At 67.9% G+C, this 21,254-nt stretch carries 19 protein-coding genes and 1 tRNA gene; 8 read left to right on the top strand and 12 right to left on the bottom strand.

Translation table 11 applies throughout. The features are described 5' to 3' along the window. Nucleotides 1–78: 78 nt before the first annotated feature. The 4 genes from pilB to ABDW61_RS03985 form a co-directional block, all read right to left on the bottom strand. Nucleotides 79–1,812 carry a type IV-A pilus assembly ATPase PilB gene (gene pilB / locus ABDW61_RS04000; protein WP_343636429.1) on the bottom strand — a complete coding sequence of 578 codons (1,734 nt, stop codon included), beginning with the start codon at nucleotides 1,810–1,812 and terminating at the stop codon, nucleotides 79–81. Nucleotides 1,813–1,998: 186 nt separating this feature from the next. Further along, nucleotides 1,999–4,875, bottom strand: a complete 2,877-nt coding sequence (locus tag ABDW61_RS03995; RefSeq protein WP_343636427.1) for an autotransporter outer membrane beta-barrel domain-containing protein — start codon at nucleotides 4,873–4,875, stop codon at nucleotides 1,999–2,001. 210 nt (nucleotides 4,876–5,085) lie between these two features. Beyond that, nucleotides 5,086–5,162 (bottom strand) — tRNA-Pro (locus ABDW61_RS03990). A gap of 26 nt (nucleotides 5,163–5,188) precedes the next feature. Then, a complete protein-coding gene (locus tag ABDW61_RS03985) occupies nucleotides 5,189–6,166 on the bottom strand; it encodes a polyprenyl synthetase family protein (RefSeq protein ID WP_343636897.1) in 978 nt (325 codons plus the stop codon). Between the two features lie 302 nt (nucleotides 6,167–6,468). On the opposite strand from ABDW61_RS03985, the gene rplU reads away from it, so the two are divergent. The 4 genes from rplU to proB all read left to right on the top strand — a co-directional run bounded on the left by rplU (nucleotide 6,469) and on the right by proB (nucleotide 9,741). Further along, nucleotides 6,469–6,780: a 50S ribosomal protein L21 gene (gene rplU, locus ABDW61_RS03980; protein ID WP_067065598.1), complete on the top strand. Its 312-nt coding sequence runs from the start codon at nucleotides 6,469–6,471 to the stop codon at nucleotides 6,778–6,780. Between the two features lie 38 nt (nucleotides 6,781–6,818). Beyond that, nucleotides 6,819–7,076, top strand: a complete 258-nt coding sequence (gene rpmA, locus ABDW61_RS03975) for a 50S ribosomal protein L27 (RefSeq protein WP_343636425.1) — start codon at nucleotides 6,819–6,821, stop codon at nucleotides 7,074–7,076. Between the two features lie 230 nt (nucleotides 7,077–7,306). Next, on the top strand, nucleotides 7,307–8,554 hold the full coding sequence (cgtA, locus tag ABDW61_RS03970; RefSeq protein WP_343636423.1) for an Obg family GTPase CgtA: 1,248 nt from the start codon (nucleotides 7,307–7,309) through the stop codon (nucleotides 8,552–8,554). A gap of 41 nt (nucleotides 8,555–8,595) precedes the next feature. After that, nucleotides 8,596–9,741: a glutamate 5-kinase gene (gene proB, locus ABDW61_RS03965; RefSeq protein WP_343636421.1), complete on the top strand. Its 1,146-nt coding sequence runs from the start codon at nucleotides 8,596–8,598 to the stop codon at nucleotides 9,739–9,741. 72 nt (nucleotides 9,742–9,813) lie between these two features. On the opposite strand, the gene ABDW61_RS03960 is transcribed toward proB, so the two are convergent. Continuing rightward, complete coding sequence (locus tag ABDW61_RS03960; RefSeq protein WP_343636895.1) at nucleotides 9,814–10,506, bottom strand: RNA pyrophosphohydrolase; 693 nt, start codon at nucleotides 10,504–10,506, stop codon at nucleotides 9,814–9,816. Nucleotides 10,507–10,640: 134 nt separating this feature from the next. Here ABDW61_RS03960 and ABDW61_RS03955 point away from each other — a divergent pair, with 134 nt between their 5' ends. From ABDW61_RS03955 to ABDW61_RS03945, 3 genes are all read left to right on the top strand, one after another. Continuing rightward, nucleotides 10,641–12,383, top strand: coding sequence for a proline--tRNA ligase (locus ABDW61_RS03955; RefSeq protein WP_343636419.1), 1,743 nt, complete (start codon nucleotides 10,641–10,643; stop codon nucleotides 12,381–12,383). Continuing rightward, the gene (locus ABDW61_RS03950) at nucleotides 12,380–13,480 is read left to right on the top strand and encodes a DUF418 domain-containing protein (protein WP_343636417.1); all 1,101 of its coding nucleotides are present in this window, start codon (nucleotides 12,380–12,382) and stop codon (nucleotides 13,478–13,480) included. Before ABDW61_RS03955 ends, ABDW61_RS03950 begins: the two co-directional genes overlap by 4 nt. A gap of 99 nt (nucleotides 13,481–13,579) precedes the next feature. After that, the gene (locus ABDW61_RS03945) at nucleotides 13,580–14,197 is read left to right on the top strand and encodes a transglycosylase SLT domain-containing protein (protein ID WP_343636415.1); all 618 of its coding nucleotides are present in this window, start codon (nucleotides 13,580–13,582) and stop codon (nucleotides 14,195–14,197) included. Nucleotides 14,198–14,223: 26 nt separating this feature from the next. On the opposite strand, the gene ABDW61_RS03940 is transcribed toward ABDW61_RS03945, so the two are convergent. From ABDW61_RS03940 to hemA, 6 genes are all read right to left on the bottom strand, one after another. Next, complete coding sequence (locus tag ABDW61_RS03940; protein ID WP_343636413.1) at nucleotides 14,224–14,817, bottom strand: UbiX family flavin prenyltransferase; 594 nt, start codon at nucleotides 14,815–14,817, stop codon at nucleotides 14,224–14,226. Continuing rightward, on the bottom strand, nucleotides 14,817–15,131 hold the full coding sequence (gene grxD / locus ABDW61_RS03935) for a Grx4 family monothiol glutaredoxin (RefSeq protein WP_343636411.1): 315 nt from the start codon (nucleotides 15,129–15,131) through the stop codon (nucleotides 14,817–14,819). The genes ABDW61_RS03940 and grxD overlap by 1 nt, the downstream gene beginning before the upstream one ends. A 193-nt stretch (nucleotides 15,132–15,324) precedes the next feature. Beyond that, the gene (locus ABDW61_RS03930; protein WP_343636409.1) at nucleotides 15,325–15,942 is read right to left on the bottom strand and encodes a hypothetical protein; all 618 of its coding nucleotides are present in this window, start codon (nucleotides 15,940–15,942) and stop codon (nucleotides 15,325–15,327) included. A gap of 191 nt (nucleotides 15,943–16,133) precedes the next feature. Beyond that, entirely contained in the window at nucleotides 16,134–16,979 is an 846-nt protein-coding gene (prmC, locus tag ABDW61_RS03925; RefSeq protein WP_343636407.1) for a peptide chain release factor N(5)-glutamine methyltransferase, read from the bottom strand. Next, nucleotides 16,976–18,067 (bottom strand): peptide chain release factor 1, encoded by a 1,092-nt coding sequence (gene prfA, locus ABDW61_RS03920; protein ID WP_343636405.1) that lies wholly within the window; start codon nucleotides 18,065–18,067, stop codon nucleotides 16,976–16,978. The genes prmC and prfA overlap by 4 nt, the downstream gene beginning before the upstream one ends. 89 nt (nucleotides 18,068–18,156) lie before the next feature. Continuing rightward, nucleotides 18,157–19,485 carry a glutamyl-tRNA reductase gene (hemA, locus tag ABDW61_RS03915; protein WP_343636403.1) on the bottom strand — a complete coding sequence of 443 codons (1,329 nt, stop codon included), beginning with the start codon at nucleotides 19,483–19,485 and terminating at the stop codon, nucleotides 18,157–18,159. Between the two features lie 150 nt (nucleotides 19,486–19,635). On the opposite strand from hemA, the gene ABDW61_RS03910 reads away from it, so the two are divergent. After that, entirely contained in the window at nucleotides 19,636–19,908 is a 273-nt protein-coding gene (locus ABDW61_RS03910) for a hypothetical protein (protein ID WP_343636401.1), read from the top strand. Here the strand turns inward: ABDW61_RS03910 and miaB are convergent, their stop codons facing one another. Further along, nucleotides 19,909–21,243, bottom strand: a complete 1,335-nt coding sequence (gene miaB / locus ABDW61_RS03905; protein WP_343636399.1) for a tRNA (N6-isopentenyl adenosine(37)-C2)-methylthiotransferase MiaB — start codon at nucleotides 21,241–21,243, stop codon at nucleotides 19,909–19,911. It abuts the gene before it with no gap. Nucleotides 21,244–21,254 lie beyond the last annotated feature (11 nt).

Genomic DNA, 21,254 nt, shown 5'->3' with positions numbered 1-21,254 from the left:
CTCGTTCGAACGGTCCCGGTGGCCCGATGCCAGACGCGCAAACGCGGCGCCCGCGAGCGCCGCGTCATCCGCCTGGCCTCATTCGTTGGTGGCCGCCAGCACCTCTTCCAGTGTCGTGACGCCCGCCCGGACCTTCACCAGCCCCGACTGCCGCAGATCGCGCACGCCATCCGCGCGCGCCTGCTCGGCAATGTCCATGGCCGTTCCCTCGGACAGGATGATCCGCTGGATTGCCTCGCTGATGGGCATCACTTGGTAAAGGCCGACACGTCCCCGATAACCATTGTTGCAACTTGAGCAGCCCACCGCGCGGTAAGGCTTCCAGCTGCCGTCCAGATCGCTCTCCGCGAAGCCGGCGCGCAGCAGCGCGTCGCGCGGATAGTCGGCCGGCGCCTTGCAGTTCTCGCACAGCCGCCGCGCCAGGCGCTGCGCGGTGATCAGCAGCACGCTCGACGCGATGTTGAACGGCGCCACACCCATGTTCAGCAAACGGGTGAGCGTCGTCGGCGCGTCGTTGGTGTGCAGCGTCGACATCACCATGTGGCCGGTCTGCGCGGCCTTGATGGCAATGTCCGCGGTTTCCAGGTCCCGGATTTCGCCGACCATGATGATGTCGGGATCCTGGCGCAGGAAGGCCTTCAGCGCTGCGGAGAAGGTCAGCCCCGCCTTGTCGTTGACGTTGACCTGGTTGATGCCGGGCAGGTTGATTTCCGCCGGGTCCTCGACGGTCGAGATGTTGGTGCCGGGCTGGTTCAGGATGTTCAGGCAGGTGTACAGCGACACCGTCTTGCCCGAGCCCGTGGGACCGGTCACCAGGATCATCCCGTAGGGCCGGTGGATGCACTGCAGCAGCCGTTCCTTCTCGATCTTCTCGTAGCCCAGCGCCTCGATGCCGAGCTTGGCCGAGGAGGGATCCAGGATACGGATCACGATCTTCTCGCCGAACAGCGTCGGCAGCGTGGAGACCCGGAAGTCGATCGCCTTGGAGCCGAACTTGAGCTTCATCCGCCCGTCCTGGGGGATGCGTTTCTCGGAGATGTCCAGCCGCGAGATGACCTTGATCCGCGACGCCAGCTTGTCCTTGATCGCGATCGGCGGCTGCGTGATCTCACGCAGTTCCCCGTCGACGCGGAAACGGACACGATAGTGGTACTCGAAGGGCTCGAAATGCAGGTCCGACGCCCGCATGTTGATGGCGTCCACGAGCATCTTCTGAAGGAAGCGCACAACCGGCGCGTCCTCCACGTCGGTGATGTCCTGCGTTTCCTCGGGAGGCGGTGCGTCGTCCTCGGCGATGTCGAAGTCGAAGTCCTCGCCGGAGATCGCCTCGAGCGCTTCCGACGCCGAGGCCGCCGAGATGCCGAGCAGCTTCACCAGCTTGTCGTGCTCGACGATGATCCATTCCGGAGTCAGCTGCGTCGCGAACTTGATGCGTTCGACGACCTCCTGCTCGGTCGGATCCGCGCCGCCGATGAACAAGCGATTGCCCCGGCGCGCCAGCACCACGACCTGGTACTGCGCGGCCAGCTTGGCATCGATGATGTTCTGCGGGAGCTTGTGCGCATCGACGGCGCTCAGGTCCAGCAGCGGCAGCGCCAACGCGTGCGACAGCGTGTGGGCCAGGTCGGTCGGGGACACGCCGCCGGAGCCGATGACGGCATTGACGAAGCTGGTTTTCTTCTCACGGGCGAGCTTGACCAGGTCCTCGGCGGCCTGTGGCTTGAGCTTGCCGGCATGCACCAGCACGCGCGCAACGCCGGACAGGGCGGACTGAGGGGGTTCGGCCAATGTGGTGTCCACGGATATCGCCATCGGGTTGGTCTTGCCGTAGGCCGGCGGTGAGCCGGGAGGAACCCCTCACTTTACCCCCATGGACGGAGGGGTGGCGGCAGGGTGCTCCCGGGCATTCGATGAAGTTACACGCTTCGTGCAATTTCGGCGTTGGGCACTGGAAATTGAGCGCGAAATGTGCGAAGGGGAGGCCTTCCGGCGGAGCGTCTACCAGTGGAACGTCAGACCCACGCTGCCCTGCGGCGAGGCGTTGATCCGCGACCCGCCCCCACTGGCGGCGAGGCGCCCCAACTCGCCGTAGACGCTGGCGGACGGAGAGAGGGTCAGCGTGAAGCCCGCCGCGAGTTCGGTGGCGGCGCCGCCGCCGTTGGTCGCGACGTCGGTCGTCCACGCCGGACCGGCGAAGCTCGTGAGGTCGCGTCCGCCGCTCGTGCGGTACAGGTTGAGGCGCGCGTAGGGTTGCAGGCGGCCGGCGCTGGTCGCCATCTCGCCTTTGAGGCGCAGGCCCAGCCGTCCCGTCCACCGGCCTTCGACCGCCTGCCGCACCGTGGCGCCGCTGATCTGCGCGTCGTCGAAGCGGCTCTTCTGATAGATCAACTGGGCTTGGGGTTCGACGCTCCACCCGATGGAGACGGGGAAGGCCTTGCCGGCTTCGACGGAGGCGGTGATCCCGCCAGCACGAACGGAGGAGTTCGTGTCATCGCCGGGGCGCACCTGGTAGCGATGGCTTCCCAGTTGCAGCACGCCATCGGCGTAGATGCCGTCGGTACCGCTCCACGTCGCGTAGCCACCCAGATGACGCAATTGCAGGCGGGTGGTGCCGGCGCGTCCATCGGTCTCGCCGAACCGGCCATCCACGTCCGCCCGGCTGTCCATCAGACCGAAGAAGACGCCCGCGCGCCATGCGGCGTTCGCCAGCAGATCGGTGCCGGCCTGCATGCCGGAGACGTGATCCCGGCTTCGCGGAGCGGCGTCGCCGGTCTGGCGGATGTCGAGGTCGCTGTGCAGGGCCCGTGCCCAGGTGCGGCGACCGGCGTGGTCGCCCGTTTCGTCGCCCATCCGGCGGTGAAGATTGCCCAGCATCGTCATGTCGGCCTGGCGCAGCTGCGCCGGCAGTGCGGCGTAGACCGGCACGTCGGTCCGATACGTGGAGCGCAGATACCAGTCCTGACCAGCGCCCGCCGCGTCGGCCGCGTGAAGTTCGTACCTGTAGGCGCCGGCGTCCACATGACCGCCATCCAGCGCGAACGCGTCCTTGGTGGTCTGCGCTGTCGTCGTGGCGCCATTGATGGCTTCGACGATCCGGATGCCGTCGCCGGAAGTCGGTGCGCCCAGACCGCCGACGTTGGTGATCTGCAGCGTGGTGTGGCCGCTTGCCGTGCCGCCATTGACCACGATGCGATCGGTCGGCGAGCCGGAATCGCCCAACGCGCTGCGAAGTTGCACCGTGCCGCCCTGGCCGGCCCAGTCGCCGGTGACGGTGAGCGTGTGGGGCGAGAAGACCTCTGCGGACGACGGCATCGCGATGTGGCCCGCGAGTTCGAGGCCGCTCAAGGTGGAGTCGGCGGTCATCGTCCATTGACTCGTGCGGTCGACGGCGAGACGGGCACCCGCGATGCCGCCCGCGAGGCGTGACGATTCGAGCAGCCGCAGGTTCAGCGAGCTCGAGGCATCGGCGGAGACACTGCCGTTCAAGGTGCTGCGACTTGCCGTCGCGGTGAACGTGCTGCCGTTGATGGCGTTGAGCAGATGCTGCCCGTCGATGGCGCTTGCCGTGGTGTCGTTCAACGAGAGTGCGCCACCCGAGGCGCCGTCGACACGGATGAGATCGCCCGAGGTGTTGCTGATGACGAAGCGGTCAAAGCGAGCTTGCTGCGAGGCGCCGGGGGTGAAACCGATGGCGACGCCCGCCGCCCGGATCGTGCCGCCGCCGGTCGCGGCGATGGCGGCGTTGTCGCCGATGAGCAGTGCGCCGTAGCTGGTGGTGTCGGTCGTGTTGATCTGCAGCGTGCCCGTTGCGCTGATCGCGCCACCCACGTCGGCCAGCAGACCGGCCGCATACGCTTCGGGATTGCCCGCGGGAGTGTCCGCCTGCGTGGCGCCGCTGACGCTGATCGTCATCGCGCCAGCCAGATTCACTTGCGAGCCGCTGTCTCTCGCGGAGATGCCCTGGCCATTGACGCTGCTGACGGTGATGGTGGTGGTTGACGTTGCGCCTGCATTCACGATGCCGCCCGTCACCGTCCGGATGCCGGATCCGTTGACGCCGTTCACGGTGATCTCGGCTGGGCCGTTGTAGGTGATGGTGCCCGCCGTCTTCACCTTCAGGCCCGACGCCTGGAGCCCACTGGCGCTGAGGTTCAGTCCGCCGTTCAATGTGACGGCGCCTGCGGTGTCGGCGACAACGGCGTCGGACCTCGAATCGCCCATCGTGCTGACGGTGACATCGCCGTTGGCGATCAGGGTTCCGCTGATCGCGCGCAAGCCCGGCGAGTAGGCGCCGCCGCTGCCCATCGTGATCTGGCTCGCGCCGTTGAGTGTGATCGTGCTGCCGGCATCCTGGGCCAGCACGCCATGATTACCCGAGCCATCGGGCAGCGTGATCGACAGCGGTCCGTCGACGGTGATGGACGCGCCCGCGGCTGCGACGAGCCCCAGGTTGCCGGCCCCGTTGACGCCGGTTCGGCCGATGGTGGCGCCTTGTTGCAGGCCAATCTGCGAGCCGGGCCCGGCGGCGTAGACACCGGATATCGCGTTGCCCGACAGCAGCATGGAGACCGCGGACGGCGCATTGATCGCTGCGCCGTTCAGCGAGGACAGAACGCCCGTGCCAGATGCCGCGCCAGCGCCCGAATAGCTGCCGCCTGCGGCGGAGCACGTCGAGCCATCACTGGCCTGCAGCCAGGCGCCGGTCTTCACGGTGCATGACGCGAAGGCCTCGTGGGGGACGAACGCCGCGGCGATCAGTGCCGCGATCAGCAGGCGGGAGGGTGCGCCGGCATCGAGAGCAGGCAACGAGATGGGAGAGCGGCGTCCTCGCATGATGGATTCCTTGACAACACGAATGGCATTCGGCTGGCTCAAGGAGATGGGTCCCGCGAGCCGTGGCCGGGGACGTGAATGTAGGGAGCGACGCAGCGCGCGTCCTGTCGGACTTCCAACGATGCGATGTCGGGGTGACATCGAAGGCCGGGCAAGGCGCTGGCGCGCAGGTCGGGCTTCGATCGGACAAGGAAAAGCCCAGACAAAGAAAAAGCCCAAGTGGGTGATCCACTTGGGCTTTTCATTGAATCCTGGTCGGGGTGAGAGGATTCGAACCTCCGGCCTCTACGTCCCGAACGTAGCGCTCTACCAGGCTAAGCTACACCCCGTTTTGGTCATTCGATCGAGATTCTGTTCAAGAACTTCTCTCCACCGACTGAGCCGCAAATTCTAGCAGGCTTTCTTTCCACTTGGAAAGAGGGAGTGCCGACAAATGTTGTCTCGCCTGTGCGACCTCCGCGCGAGCCGCCTCGCGGGTCGCCTCCAGGGCGCCGGTGCGGCGCACGATGCCGACGATGTCCTGCAGGCGCTCGACCTCGCCGTGCTCGATCGCGTGCCGGATGAGTGCGCGATCGTCGGGCGTGCCGCGCTCCATGGCGATCAGCAGCGGCAGCGTGGGTTTGCCTTCACGCAGATCGTCGCCCACGTTCTTGCCGAGCGCCTCGCTGGTGCCTTCGTAATCAAGCGCATCGTCGATCAGTTGGAAGGCCGTGCCCAGCGAGCGACCGTAGCCGGCGCATGCCTCCTCCAGTTCGGCCGGCGCGTCGGCGAGCACTGCGCCCAGACGCGCGCTGGCCTCGAACAGCTTGGCGGTCTTGTAGCGGATGACACGCAGGTAGTTGTCGACGGCGACATCCGGGTCATGCATGTTCATCAACTGCAGGACCTCGCCCTCGGCGATCACATTGGTCGCGTCGGCCAGCACCTCGAGCACCCGCATGCGGTTCACCGAGACCATCATCTGGAAGGCGCGCGAGTAAAGGAAGTCGCCGACCAGCACGCTGGCGGCATTGCCGAACAGCGCGTTGGCGGTCTGCTTGCCGCGGCGCAGCGCGGATTCGTCCACGACGTCGTCGTGTAGCAGCGTCGCAGTGTGGATGAACTCCACCACGGCCGCCAGTTCCCGGCTGGCGGGGGAGTCGGCGCCCAGAGCGTTGGCGAACATCAGCACCAGCTTCGGCCGCATCCGCTTGCCGCCGGCATGAATGATGTAAGCGGAGATCTGATTGATCAGCGCGACGTCGGAGCGAAGCCGTTGTGCGATCACGGCGTCGACTTCATTCATCTGCGCGTTCAGCGCCTCGAGGACCTCGGCAACTGGGGTAGAGGCCATGGGCTGCACTCTGGACTCACTGTGAGGGGAAGCGCGGATTATAGGAAGGCGCGGGCGTATCCCGGACCGCGCCGTCGCCGCCTTCGCACAGCGCGAGCGCCGCGTGGCGAAAGGCGCCGCGTTCATGGCGAACCGCACGCGGGAGGGCGTGAAGGCCCATGGCTGCGGGCTTTGCGGGCACCCCGGGTTTGCGTCCGGCGGCATGCCTGTGCTACATTCTCGGGCTCCGCATCTCCATGCGGTGTTTTTTCTTGGGCGGTCGGCGAGTCTCTCGTGGTCCGCTCGCATGTGAAAGGGCTGATATGTACGCGGTCATAAAAACCGGTGGCAAGCAATACAAGGTTGCTGCTGGCGAAAAGATCAAGGTAGAACAGATTGCTGCGGAAGTTGGCCAAGAGATCGTGATTGACCAGGTGCTGGCTGTCGGAAACGGCGCTGACCTGAAGATCGGGACTCCCTTGGTTGCTGGCGCCAGCGTCAAGGCCACCGTGGTGGCTCATGGCAAGCACGACAAGGTGCGCATCTTCAAGCTGCGTCGTCGCAAGCACTACAAGAAGAGCCAAGGCCATCGCCAGACGTTCACCGAGCTGGAAATCAGCGCGGTCAACGGCTGATCCCCTGACTCTCTCGTAATCTGATCAAGGAGTAATCCATGGCACAGAAAAAGGGCGGCGGCTCGACACGAAACGGCCGCGACTCGAAGCCGAAGATGCTTGGCGTCAAGGTGTACGGCGGCCAGACCGTCTCGGCAGGCTCGATCATCGTCCGCCAACGCGGCACGAAGTTCCACGCCGGCACCAACGTGGGCATGGGCAAGGACCACACGCTGTTCGCGCTGATCGACGGCACGGTGTCCTTCGCCGTCAAGGGCGAAAACAACCGCTCGACCGTCGTCGTCACGGCGATCTGAGCTTGTTGATGTCCTGACGCCGCGTCGCGGGGGTGATCCTCCCGCGCTCGGCGGACGCAGAGCCCCGGCTTCGCCCGGGGCTTTGCTTTTTCGGAACTCGCCACGCCGCGAGGTCCGCGCCGACCGCGAGCTCCGGCGAAACCTGACTCGCCCCGATTCAAAGCATGAGCTCGCGCGGGAGCGCGAGGGCGTGAATTACGATAGCCCGGCTCCGGGACTGAAGGCCATCCATGAAGTTCGTTGACGAAGCCACCATTGATATCGCTGCCGGCAACGGCGGCGCGGGTTGCGCCAGCTTCCGCCGCGAGAAGTTCATCCCCTTCGGCGGCCCGGATGGCGGCGACGGCGGCCGCGGAGGCAGTGTCTACGCGATGGCCGACCGCAACCTCAACACGTTGATCGACTACCGCTACGCGCGCCGTCACGAGGCGCGCAATGGGGAAGCCGGCCGAGGCTCGGACCAATTTGGCGCCGCGGCCGAAGACATCATCCTCAAGGTGCCCGTCGGCACCATCGTGCGTGATCTGGAAACCGACGAGATCATCGCCGAGTTGCTCGAGCCGGACGTGCCGGTGCTGCTGGCCAAGGGCGGCGACGGCGGGTTCGGCAACCTGCACTTCAAGACCAGCACCAACCGCGCGCCGCGGCAGAAGACGCCCGGCTGGCCCGGCGAAGTGAAGAAGGTCAAGATGGAGTTGCGCGTGCTGGCCGACGTCGGCCTGCTCGGGCAGCCCAATGCCGGCAAGTCGACGCTGATCGCGGCCGTCTCCAACGCCCGGCCCAAGATTGCCGACTACCCGTTCACCACGCTCTATCCGAACCTGGGTGTCGTGCGCGTCGCGCCGGAGAAGAGCTTCGTCATCGCCGACATCCCCGGCCTGATCGAGGGTGCCGCCGAAGGCGCCGGCCTTGGTCACCAGTTCCTGCGCCATCTGCAGCGCACCCGGGTGCTGCTGCACGTGGTCGATCTGGCGCCGTTCAATCCGGACGTCGACCCGGTCGCGGAGGCCAAGGCCATCGTCAAGGAGCTGAAGAAGTACGACGAGGCGCTCTATGAGAAGCCGCGCTGGCTGGTGCTGAACAAGCTCGACATGGTGCCGGCCGAGGAGCGCGCCGCGCGGGTCAAGGACTTCGTGAAGCGCTACAAGTGGAAGGGGCCGGTGTTTGAGATTTCCGCGCTGACGCGCGAGGGCTGCGAGCCGCTGATCCGCGCCATCTACGAGCATGTGGCGGCGCTGCAGGCGCCGCCGGTCGAGGATCCGGATGCGCGTTTCGACGAACCGGTGATCGATCCGCCGAAGGCCTTCCAGGAGACGCGCAAGACGCGCGCCGCCAAGGTGAAGGCGATCAAGGCCGCGAAGGCGGGAGCCGAAGGCGCGCCGGCCGCCGCGAAATCGACGAAGGGCAAGAAGGGCGGGTCGCCGGAGAAGGCAGAAAAGCCGCCCGAGCGCGATCCGCGTTTCGACCCGCTGCCCTGACTTCCGGTTTCACCCCTCCGATCCCCTGATCCTTCCAGCGCATGAGCAACGGCAATCCCCACGGTGAACTGACTGGTGTCCTGAAGGACGCGCGACGAATCGTCGTGAAGGTCGGATCGAGTCTGGTCACCAACGAAGGCCGAGGCGTTGATGCCGAGGCCATCGGCAATTGGTGCCGCCAGCTCGCCGAACTCGCGCGCGAAGGGCGCGAGGTTGTGATGGTCTCGAGCGGGGCGATCGCCGAGGGCATGAAGCGCCTCGGATGGGCGAGCCGCCCGAAGGAGCTGCATGAACTGCAGGCGGCGGCGGCGGTCGGCCAGATGGGCCTGGCGCAGATGTACGAAACCAAGCTGCGCGAACAGGGGCTCACCAGTGCGCAGGTGCTGCTCACGCACGCCGACCTGGCGGACCGCGAGCGCTATCTGAATGCCCGCTCGACACTGCTGGCGCTGCTGCAGCATCGCGTGCTGCCGGTGATCAACGAGAACGACACCGTCGTCAACGACGAGATCAAGTTCGGCGACAACGACACGCTGGGCGCGCTGGTCGCGAACCTGGTCGAAGCGGATGCGCTGGTCATCCTGACCGACCAGAAGGGGCTGTACTCCGCCGATCCGCGCAAGGACCCGAACGCGCGCTTCATCGATCGCGCGACGGCTGGCAAGCCCGAGCTCGAGGAGATGGCTGGCGGCGCCGGCTCCAGCATCGGGCGCGGCGGCATGATCACGAAGATCCTGGCCGCCAAGCGCGCGGCCAGCAGCGGCGCGAACACCGTGATCGCCTGGGGGCGCGAGCCCGACGTGCTGCTGCGCCTCGCGGCGGGTGAATCGATCGGCACGGCGCTGCTGGCCTCGACGGCGAAACTGGCGGCGCGCAAGCAGTGGATGGTCGACCACCTGCAGCTGCGCGGCAAGGTCGTCGTCGACGCGGGCGCGGCCATCAAGCTGCGCGAGGAAGGCAAGAGTCTGCTCCCGATTGGCGTGCAGGAGGTGTCGGGGGAATTCCACCGGGGCGATGTCATCGCCGTCGTGGACATGGCCGGCAAGGAGCTGGCGCGCGGACTGACCAACTACGGCAGCGCCGAAGCGAGGCTCATCGCGCGCAAGCCGTCATTCGACATCGAGCGCGTGCTCGGCTACTCGGCCGAGCCGGAATTGATCCATCGCGACAACCTCGTGCTGCGCTGACGCTGAGCGTCGCGAGCCGAAAAGACAGGCGCCCCGCGGGGCGCCTTCGTGTTTCTGTCTCGGTGAGAAGCCTCAGCCCTTGCCGGACTCCGAGCTGCCGTCCTGAGTGATGCCGGGCGGGGCGGCGCCATGTGCCTCCTGGGGCTCGCGCGGCGCGGATCCAGCAGCGTCCGGTGGACGCGGGTGACCCGGGTCCTGCCGCTGATGATCCTGCGGCTCGCCGTGGCTGCCATGCCGGTCGCCGCGCGGTGGCGGCCGCATGCCGGCGCGCAGGTAGCGGTTGTGATGGTTCAGCCTCGGCAGGAACCGCGCGAGCTCCGTCAGCGCCATCTGGTAGACGCCGCGCTTGAACTCGATCACGGCCTCGAGCGGCACCCAGTACTCGTTCCAGCGCCAGGCGTCGAACTCGGGGTGGTCGGTGGCGCGCAGGTTCATGTCGCTGTCGCGCCCCATCATCTGCAGCAGGAACCAGATCTGCTTCTGGCCGCGGTAATGGCCGCGGGCGTCGCGCCGGATGAAATGGTCCGGCACTTCATAGCGCAACCAATCCCGCGTACGCGCGATGATGCGCACATGGTCTGCAGTGAGGCCCACTTCCTCATGCAGCTCTCGAAACATCGCCTGCTCGGGCGTTTCTCCATGCTTGATGCCCCCTTGGGGGAACTGCCAAGAATGGGTGCGTATGCGCTTGCCCCAGAACACCTCGTTCTTGTGGTTGAGCAGGATGATGCCGACGTTGGGCCGGAAGCCTTCACGGTCGAGCATAATCAACCTCAAATCATTCGTTGGATTGATTATTGCACCGGGGCTACAGCCCGGCGCGATCATCGCTAACCCTCGGTGGTGAACGGTCTTTCCGCGGCGGCATGGCTGACCGCGGACTTTTATTTTCTGCGCCCATGAAAGCCTCCCAGTTCTTCATCTCCACGCTCAAGGAAGCCCCCGCCGACGCGGAAATCGTCAGCCACAAGCTCATGATGCGGGCCGGCATGATCAAGCGCCTGGGCGCCGGCATCTACAACTACATGCCGATGGGGCTGCGCGTGATCCGCAAGGTGGAGAACATCATCCGCGGCGAGATGAATCGCGCCGGCGCGGTGGAGTTGCTGATGCCGGTCGTGCAACCGGCCGAGCTGTGGCAGGAGACCGGCCGCTTCGACAAGATGGGCCCCGAGCTGCTGCGCGTGAAGGATCGCCATGGCCGCGACTTCATCATCCAGCCGACGTCGGAAGAGGTCATCACCGACATCGCCCGCCAGGAGCTGCGCAGCTACAAGCAGCTGCCCAAGAACTTCTATCACATCCAGACGAAGTTCCGCGACGAGCGCCGGCCCCGCTTCGGCATCATGCGCGGGCGCGAGTTCACGATGAAGGACGCGTACTCGTTCGACCGGGACAAGGACGCGGCCGGCCGCAGCTACGACAACATGTACGCGGCCTACTGCCGCATCTTCGACCGGCTGGGCCTGCAGTACCGCGCCGTCGCGGCCGACACCGGCGCGATCGGGGGCGATCGCTCGCACGAGTTCCAGGTCATCGCCGAGACCGGCGAAGACGCGATCATCTACTGCCCGACCAGCGACTACGCGGCCAACATCGAGCTGGCCGAGGCGCTGTCGCTGATCGCCTCGCGTGGTGCCGCGACGCAGGCGCTGACGAAGACGCCGACGCCCGGCAAGGCGACCTGCGCGGATGTGGCCGAGCTGCTGAAGCTGCCGCTGTCGCAGACGGTGAAGTCGCTGGTGCTGGCGACCGACGAATTCGATGAGCACGGCACGATCGTCAAGTCGCAGGTCTGGCTGCTGCTGGTGCGCGGCGACCACGACCTGAACGAAGTGAAGGCCGGCAAGCTCGAAGGCCTGAAGGGCGGTTTCCGCTTCGCCACCGCCGCCGAGATCGACGCCCATTTCGGCTGCAAGCCCGGCTACCTGGGCCCGATCGGCCTGAAGCAGCCGGTCAAGGTCATCGCGGACCGCACGGTCGCGAACATGTCCGACTTCGTCTGCGGTGCCAACGAGGCGGACTTCCACTTCACCGGCGCGAACTGGGGCCGCGATCTGCCCGAGCCCGACCTGGTCGCCGACATCCGCAATGTCGTCGAGGGTGATCCCTCGCCGGACGGCAAGGGCGTGCTCGCGATCCAGCGCGGCATCGAGGTTGGCCATGTGTTCTATCTCGGCACGAAGTACTCGGCCGCGATGGACGCGACCTATCTGGACGAGAACGGCAAGCCGCAACTGATGGAGATGGGCTGCTACGGCATCGGCGTCACCCGCATCCTGGGCGCGGCGATCGAGCAGAACCATGATGAGCGCGGGATCATCTGGCCCGACGCGATCGCGCCGTTCACCGTCGTGATCTGCCCGATCGGGATGGACCGCAACGAGGACGTGAAGGCCGCCGCGAGCAAGCTGCATGACGAGCTGCTTGAACTGGGCGTCGACGTGCTGCTGGACGACCGCGGCGAGCGGCCGGGTGCCATGTTCGCCGACTGGGAGCTGGTTGGCGTGCCGCATCGCGTGGTGATCTCCGACCGCGGCCTGAAGGAAGGCCAGGTCGAATATCAGGGCCGGCGCGACGCCGCGGCGACCAAGCTGGCGCTGGCCGAGGTCGTCGCTCACCTGAAGCAACGCCTGGCGTGAGCCCGGCCCGTCCGCCGCAGCGCGTCGCGGTGGTGGACGCGCTTCGCGCGCTGGCGCTGCTGCCGGTCGTTGCGATCAACTGGGTGGGCTACCCCGCGCTGCCCGACGGCGGCCCCATGAGCCCGCCTTCCCCGGTGGGAAGCCCGGTCGCGGAGGCGCTGAGCTGGTTCCTGCATGCGCTGGTCGCGGGCAAGGGCATCGCGCTGCTGGCCTTCCTGTTCGGGTATAGCCAGGGACTGTCGCAGACACGCGGCGCGCAAGCGCTGGCCAAGCGCCGGCGGCGGCTCGCGAAGATGCTGACGCTGGGCCTGCTGCACGGGACGCTGCTCTACATGGGCGACATCCTGACCCTCTATGCGATCGCCGGCTCGGTGCTGGCGCTGTGGGCGGGGCACTCGATGGCGAGGCTCAAAGTCAGACTGCGAGTGCTGATCGCCCTGGAGCTGGCCGTCATCGCGCTGACCGTGGTGCTCGCCAGCCTCCCCTTGTCCGGTGAGCCCTCGATGTCGCTGTCGGTGCCGGCCCCGTGGGGGGATTGGGTGCTGCGCAACGCCGGCCACTTCCTGGCGACCACGATCGCCTTCGCGACGCTCGGCCTGCCCGTGCCGCTGCTGCTGATGACGGCGGGACTGATGGCATCACGGCTTCGTCTGTTGTCGCATCCGCGCTGGGAGCCCGCGCTGCGTCGCTGGTCGCGCCGCTGGCTCTGGCTGGCCGTGGCGGTGAACGTCGCGTTCGTTTCGCTGCTCTGGCCAGGCCTGCGCGACGGCGACGTCGCGATCACGAGCCGCTTCGCGATCTTCTATCTCTATCCGACCCTGCTGCTGCTGAGCGCCGCGGTCCCCGCCCTCGTGTTGCGGCTGCGGCAGGAGCCCCGCTGGCTGGAAGCGCTGGCGCCACTTGGCCGGCATACCCTGACGCTTTATCTGCTCAGTTCGGTGCTGAGCTGCGCGCTGTTCAGTGGCGCCGGCCTGGCGTGGCAGCCGGGCACTGCCGTCGTCGCCGGGCTCGCCCTGGCTTACTGGGTCAGCGGCCTGCTGGTTGCGCAGGCGCTCGGACCGCGACGTTTGCCGCTGGAGCGCTGGCTCTCTCGCTGACGGCCGGGCGCGGCGCCGTTATGCTGCCGCGCCGCCTTCCCTGACTTTCCGATCGAATCCGATCCCGTTGTTTCCGTGACTGTTCCTGGCTCCAAGACGATGTCTCCGACCACGCGTCGCGCGCTGCTGTTGGCGGGCGCCGCGGCCTGCCTGCCTCGCCCGGCTTTCGCCGGGGCGCAGGTCGAGGAGCCGCTGGCCGATTCGGTCCGCTCGGCGTTGTCGGCGGCGATCGCCTCGGACGCACCGCCCAAGCCGCGCTTCGACGCGATCGAGCCGCGGCTGGCCTACCTGCGCTGGCTCGGGGAAATGAGCGAGCGCATGAAGCGCAAGAAGAGCGAAGCGCAGACGCGGATCGAGTTCCTCGAGACGATCTGGTACGAGAGCGCGCGGGCGGGCCTCGAGCCGGCGCTGGTGCTGGGCCTGGTCCAGGTCGAGAGCGGCTTCCGCAAGTACGCGATCAGCGTCGCCGGCGCGCGCGGCTACATGCAGGTGATGCCGTTCTGGTCCAAGCTGATCGGCGACGGACAGGCCTCCCGGCTCTTCCACATGCAGACCAACCTGAGATTCGGCTGCGTGATCCTGCGCCACTACCTGGACCTGGAGAAGGGCAACCTCTACCTGGCACTGGGCCGCTACAACGGCAGCCGAGGGCGGCCGGAATACCCCAACATGGTGATGGGCGCGCGCAAGGGCTGGCTGATGCCCGGCCAGACCTGAGCGGCCGGCGCGGCCGCCACGGGGCCTCAGGCGTTCGGACGCAGTCCTTGCCAAGCGCGCGGCGTCGCGCCGGGCAACTGGGCCAGTTCGAGTACCCGCTCGACGGTTTCGGCGACCATCTCCTCGATCGAGGCGGGATGTAGATACAAGGCTGGGAGCGGCGGGAAGATGATGCCGCCCATCTCGGTCACCGCGGTCATGTTGCGCAGATGGGCGAGATTGAAGGGCGTCTCGCGGACCATCAGGATCAGCCGGCGGCGCTCCTTGAGCGTGACGTCGGCGGCCCGCGTCATGAGGTTGTCCGACAGCCCGTGGGCGACGGCAGCCAGCGTTCTCATCGAACACGGGGCGACCACCATGGCCGCCGTCGGGAAGCTGCCGCTGGCGACACAGGCGCCGACGTCGCCGGGTGCATAGGCGAAGTCCGCCTCGCGCTCGAGCGCGTCGCGCGCCAGTCCGAGCTCGTGATGCGCGTTGAGCACACCGGCGGGGCTGAGCACCAGATGCGTTTCCGCGCCGAGGGCGCGGGCACGGCGCAGCAGCTGCAGTCCGTAGGCCGCGCCGGTTGCGCCGGTGATGCCGACGATCAGGCGCGGACGCTGCGGCGCGGGCGTCGTCATCAGGCCTTGGCCAGCAACTGCTGCAGCTCGCCGCTCTCGTACATCTCCATCATGATGTCGGAGCCGCCGACGAACTCGCCGTCGATGTAGAGCTGCGGGATGGTGGGCCAGTTGGCGTATTCCTTGATGCCCTGGCGGACGGCCTCGTCCTCGAGCACGTTGAAGGTCTTCAGCTCGGAAGCGCCGCTGGCCTTCAGGATCTGGATCGCGCGACCGGAGAAGCCGCACATCGGGAACTGGGCCGTGCCCTTCATGAAGAGCATGACGCGATTGCCCTTGACCAGGTCATCGATGCGTTGCTGAACGTCGCTCATGGGGAATCCTCTGGAAGCTTGGGGGAAGGCGGGTACGCAAGCGCGGCAGGTGCCGTGCCAAGCCCGCTTCTGGATAGCGAGCCGCAAGGGAGCCGGCACCGGCGCTGCGCGATCCGGCGATTATCGGGCAGCGGACAAGCCCGCGCTCGGCGCGGCCCAAGGCGCCCGGACCACGCTCAGATGCCGCTGGCGATCAGAAGCTGTAGCTGACGCCGAACTGGACGATCGGCTTGTAGCGCAGGTCCGAGGACAGATCGGACTGGGGCGCGCTGTTGCCCAGCCGCAGGCCCGCGGCTCCGCCGCCGACCATGCCCACGTCGGCGCTGAAGCCCCAGCCGCCGCGCAGCGAATAGCTGGTGTAGCCGACGCCCACGTACGACAGCGACAGGTTGGGCTCGCGCTCGGGGCCGGTCAGCAGGCTGAGGCTGCGGCTGCCGGCGGAGAGCGACGGCGTGAGCGTCGCGCCGCGTCCGAGCGCGAGGCCGGAGCTGCTCTGCAGCAGCGACATCGGCCCCAGCATCAGCCCGCCGGTGGCGCGCAGGCCACCGCGCGTGCCGGCGCCCAGGCCGGAGCCGGTCAGATAGTAGTCGGCCAGCAGGTTGGCGCTCAGCAGCCGGCTGCCGCGGCGGGCGTCGAAGGAGAGGCTCTCGTCGTCCTGGCTCTGGCTCACCTGCAGGCGCGCCTGCCAGCTCGTGAAGGCGTGTGGATTCGGCTTCAACTGCAGGCCCTGCTGAGCCCATGCGGCGCCGGCCATGCAGACACTGCCGGCCAGGACCACGGCAAGGCGCAGGAGCAAGGGGGCGGCGCGCATGACAGGTCTCCCAGACTGACGGAATCCGCCCGACCAATTTCGGGCGTCGTTTCGAATCATGCTACGCCCGAGCCGGTTACGGCGCCAGATCGAGTTGCGGGGGTTTCACCGCGGTGTTGCAGATTCCCGGCGCGGTTTCCCGCAGTGTGGAAACAAGGTGTGAGGCCGGTTGCTTTCGGCCGCGCGGCAAGTCAGCCGGGCCAGCGGCCGCCGCTCGCGCGCGGCTGGCCGCCCAGGTCGCGGCGGTTCTCGACGTCGACGAAACCGCGTTCGCGCAGGAGTGCCATCACGGCGTCGGCCTGGTCCCAGCCGTGCTCCAGCAGCAGCCAGCCGTCCGCGCGCAGCCAGGCCGGCGCCCCCTCGATCAGGTGGCGCAGGTCGTCCAGACCATCCCCTTCGGGGGTGAGCGCCGTGCGCGGTTCGTGCTTCAGCGCGTCCAGGTGCTGGTCGTCCCCCGCCACGTACGGGGGATTGCTGACGATCAGGTTGAAGGGAACCTGTCCCGCCAGGGGCTCGAACCAGCTTCCCAGGTGTCCGTCGACCTGCAGGCCGAGCCGCTGTGCGTTGTCCAGCGCCACGGCGAGCGCGCCCGGACTGAAGTCGACCATGCGGACATCGGCGTCCGGCCGCTGCGACTTGATCGACAGCGCGATCGCGCCGGTGCCGGTGCCCAGGTCCACGACGCGCTGCGCGCGCGGGCCGTCCAGGCGCTCCAGCGCCCACTGCACCAGCAGCTCGGTGTCGGGGCGCGGGATCAGCGTGTCCGGCGTGACGCGCAGGGTCAGGCCGAAGAACTCCTTCTCGCCGGTGAGATAGGCCAGCGGTACGCCGTCCAGACGGCGTGCCAGCCAGTGATGGAAGCGCTCCGCCGCCGCCGCGTCGAGCAGGTCCGTGTCGTGTCCGATCAGCCAGGCGCGCGAGACCCCCAGCAGCGCCTGCAGCAGGTATTGCGCCTCGGCGCGCGGCAGGCCGGCGGCGATCGCGGCACGCTCGGCGCCGGCCAGCGTCGTCAGCGGGGCGCCTTGTGTGGCGCTCATGCCGCGCCGCCTTCCAGCGCCGCCAGTTGCTCCGCCGCCTGCGCCTGCTGTAGTCCCAGCAGCACGTCGCGCAGATCGCCATCCATGATGGCGCCGAGCTTGTACAGCGTCAGATTGATGCGGTGGTCGGTGAGCCGGCCCTGCGGGAAGTTGTAGGTGCGGATGCGGTCGCTGCGGTCGCCGCTGCCGATCAGGCTCTTGCGCTGGGCGGCCTCCTTGGCGGCGCGCTCGCTGCGGTCCTTCTCGCGCAATCGCGCGGCGAGCACCGCCATCGCCTTGGCCTTGTTGCGGTGCTGGCTGCGATCGTCCTGGCACTCGGCGACCAGGCCGGTGGGCAGGTGCGTGATCCGGATCGCGCTGTCGGTCTTGTTGACGTGCTGCCCGCCGGCGCCGCTGGCGCGGAAGGTGTCGATGCGCAGGTCGGCGGGATTGAGCTGGATCTCCTCGGCCTCGTCCGGCTCGGGCATCACGGCGACGGTGCAGGCGCTGGTGTGGATGCGGCCCTGCGACTCGGTGGCCGGCACGCGCTGCACGCGATGGCCGCCCGACTCGAACTTCAGCTGGCCGTAGACGCCGTCGCCATCGAGCCGCAGCACGATCTCCTTGAAGCCGCCCAGATCCGACGCGTTGGCCGACAGCACCTCGCAGCGCCAGCCCTGGGCTTCGGCGAAGCGGGTGTACATGCGGGTCAGGTCGCCGGCGAACAGCGCCGACTCGTCGCCGCCGGTGCCGGCGCGGATCTCGAGGAAGGCGGGCCGGTCGTCGTCCGGATCCTTGGGGATGAGCGCGAGCTGGAGTTCCTGGTCGAGCTGCTCGAGGTCCGCCTGGGCGGCGGTGATCTCCTCGCGCGCCATCGCCGCCATGTCGGCGTCGCCGCTGTCGAGCAGTTCGCGCGCCGCGGCGAGGTCCTGCTCGCGCTGGAGGTAGCGCCGGTAGCGCTCGACCAGTGAGGCCACCTCGGCCTGCTCGCGCGTCAGCGCGCGGTAGCGCTTCATGTCGGCGGCGATGCTGCCGTCGGCGAGCGTGGTGTCGAGTTCCGCCAGCCGGTAGCCGAGGCGGTCGAACTGCTGGCGCAGGGCGTCTTTCATGTGGGGAATGGGGGAGCGGAAGGGGTGACCGGTGCGGTCACGGAAGCGGCGCAAGGGCTCGCGAAGCTGCGAGCGGACAGTGAGCGCCGCTACGAGTCCGCTTCGTCGCCGAGGAGGTCCGGCCGCAGCGCCGGGGTTCTCGCGCTGCCGCGCAGGAACAGCCGCGAGACGGTCTGCGCCATCTGCAGGCGCTGCTCGCCGTCGCTGGCGTTGAGCTCGGCCATCGCGCCATGCAGCATCTTCTGCGTCAGGCCGCGCGAGAGCGCCTCCAGCACGCTGTCGATGTCCTCCCCCTTGGCGATCAGCTTGCGGGCACGCTGGATCTCGGCTTCGCGCCAGCTGTCGGCCTGCTGGTGCAGCGCCTGGATCAGCGGCACCGTGTGGCGCTGGCCCAGCCAGTGGATGAAGCTCTGCACGCCCGTCTCGATGATGGCCTCGGCCTGCTGGACCGCCGCCTGGCGCTTCTCGCCGGCGGTCTGGACCAGCTTGGACAGGTCGTCCACGGTGTACAGGTAGACGTCGTCGAGCTGGGCGACCTCCTGCTCGATGTCGCGCGGGACCGCCAGGTCGACCATGAACATCGGCCGGTGGCGGCGCTTCTTCAGCGCGCGCTCGACGGCGCCCAGGCCGATCAGCGGGAGGCTGGAGGCGGTGCAGGAGATCACCGCGTCGAATTCATGCAGGCGGTCGGGCAGGTCGGCCAGGCGGAAGGCTTCGGCGCCAAGATGAAGGGCGAGCTTCTCGCCGCGCTCCAGCGTCCGGTTCGCCACCGAGATCGACTTCGGTCCCTTGGCCGCGAAATGCGTGCCGACCAGTTCGATCATCTCGCCCGCGCCCACCAGCAGCACGCGCAGGTCAGCCAGGTTCTCGAACAGCTGAGCGGCCAGCCGCACCGACGCGGCCGCCATGCTGATCGAGTGGCTGCCGATCTCGGTCGAGCTGCGGACTTCCTTGGCCACCGAGAAGCTGCGCTGGAACAGCTGATGCAGCGTGGTGCCGAGGGTGCCGGCCGAATCGGCCTCGCGCACGGCCTGCTTGAGCTGGCCGAGGATCTGCGGCTCGCCCAGCACCATCGAATCCAGTCCGCTGGCGACCCGGAACGCATGGCGGGCGGCGGCGCTGTCCTCGACCACGTACGCATGGTCCATCAGCGTCGCGCTGCCGACGCCGCCCACCTGGGCGAGCCAGTCGACGGCGGGGCGGACCATGTCGGCGTCGCCGGCGACGTAGAGTTCGGTGCGGTTGCAGGTGGAGAGGATGGCGGCTTCGGCCGAGGGCGCCGCGCGGCGGCGGCCGGCGGCGATCTGGTCCTGGAAGCGGGTCAGCGTCGGCGCCAGTTGCTCGAGCGTGAACGCGAAACGTCCGCGCAGATCGAGCGGCGCGGACGTGTGGTTCAGACCGAGGGCGAAGACGGACATGGGCGCGATTATAAAATTCCGCCCCGGCCCGTGCACCGCGCGGGCCTTGGCGGCGCGCACTTCGCCCGGGGGAGCCCCGGAAAGCGTCAAGAACGGCCCTTTCGCCGCCAATTCCGTCACCCATTTCCCTCGCGCGGAGCGAACCGACCCGTGGACCCACTCGACGCCGTCTGGCATTTCGGCAACCTGATCCTGCCCGCCTGGGGTGTGGCCGCGCTGATGGCGATGGCGCTCAAGCTGATCTGGCGCGAGACCACCGCCGGCATGCGCTGGCGCACGCTGACCGGCTGGGGCGGCTTGGGCGGGACCATGGGCACGGCCGCGGCGCTGATGCTGCTGGGCAGCGACGGCACGATGGCCGGCTACGCGCTGATGCTGATCGGCATCACCGCCGCCCAGTGGGGCGTCAGCTACAAGCGCTGATCAGGCGTCCGCGGCGAGCGGCACCTCGCCGCGCAGCGAGTGCGCGAAGGCCTCGGTGATGCGCATCGGGATGATCTGGTGCATCAGCCGCTCGTTGCCCTTGAAGTTGACGATGCGGTTGCACTCGGTGCGCCCCATCAGCTCGGTGGCGTCCTTGCGCGCATGGCCCGAGACCAGCACCGGCACCGTCTTGCCGACCATGCTCTCGTTGTAGCGCACGGCGGTGGCCTCGATCTCGGCCTGCAGCTCCTGCAGGCGGCGCACCTTCACTTCATGAGGCGTGTCGTCCGCCAGATTGGCGGCCGGCGTGCCGGGGCGCGGGCTGAAGATGAAGCTGAACGAGGCATCGAAGGCGACGTCGCGCACCAGTTGCATGGTCTTCTGGTGGTCTTCGTCAGTCTCGCCGGGGAAGCCGACGATGAAGTCCGACGCGATCCGGATGTCCGGCCGCACCGCGCGCAGCTTGCGCACGATGCTCTTGAACTGCAGCGCGGTGTAGCCGCGCTTCATCGCCATCAGGATGCGGTCCGAGCCGTGCTGCACCGGCAGATGCACATGGTTCACCAGCTGCGGGATCTTGCCGTAGGCGTCGATCAGGCGCTGGCTGAACTCGTTGGGATGGCTGGTGGTGTAGCGGATGCGCTCGATGCCGGGGATCTCGGCCACGTATTCGAGCAGCAGCGCGAAGTCGGCGATCTCGTCCGAGCCGCCCATCGTCCCGCGGTAGGCATTGACGTTCTGGCCGAGCAGCGTCACCTCCTTGACGCCCTGGTCGGCCAGGCCGGCGACTTCCTCGAGCACGTCCTCGAAGGGGCGGCTGACTTCCTCGCCGCGGGTGTAGGGCACGACGCAGTACGAGCAGTACTTCGAGCAGCCTTCCATGATGGACACGAAGGCGGATGCGCCCTCGACCTTGGCGGGCGGCAGGTTGTCGAACTTCTCGATCTCCGGGAAGGAGATGTCCACCTGCGGGCGGAGCTGCTCCCGGCGCTGGGCCAGCATCTGCGGCAGGCGGTGCAGGGTCTGCGGGCCGAAGACGACGTCGACATAGGGCGCGCGCTCGATGATGGCGGCGCCTTCCTGGCTGGCGACGCAGCCGCCGACGCCGATCATCACGCCCTTGGCCTTCAGGTGCTTGATGCGGCCCAGGTCGGAGAACACCTTCTCCTGCGCCTTCTCGCGGACCGAGCAGGTGTTGAACAGGACGAGGTCGGCCTGCTCGACGTCGGTGGTGGGTTCGTAGCCTTCGGCGGCGCGCAGGACGTCGGCCATCTTGTCCGAGTCGTACTCGTTCATCTGGCAGCCGAAGGTCTTGATGAAGACTTTCTTGCTCATGGGGCGGGACG

The organism is Roseateles sp., assembly GCF_039595595.1.
GTDB lineage: Bacteria > Pseudomonadota > Gammaproteobacteria > Burkholderiales > Burkholderiaceae_C > Roseateles.
The sequence above is the reverse complement of the archived record's forward strand: the minus strand, read 5'-3'. Positions and strand labels throughout refer to the sequence as shown.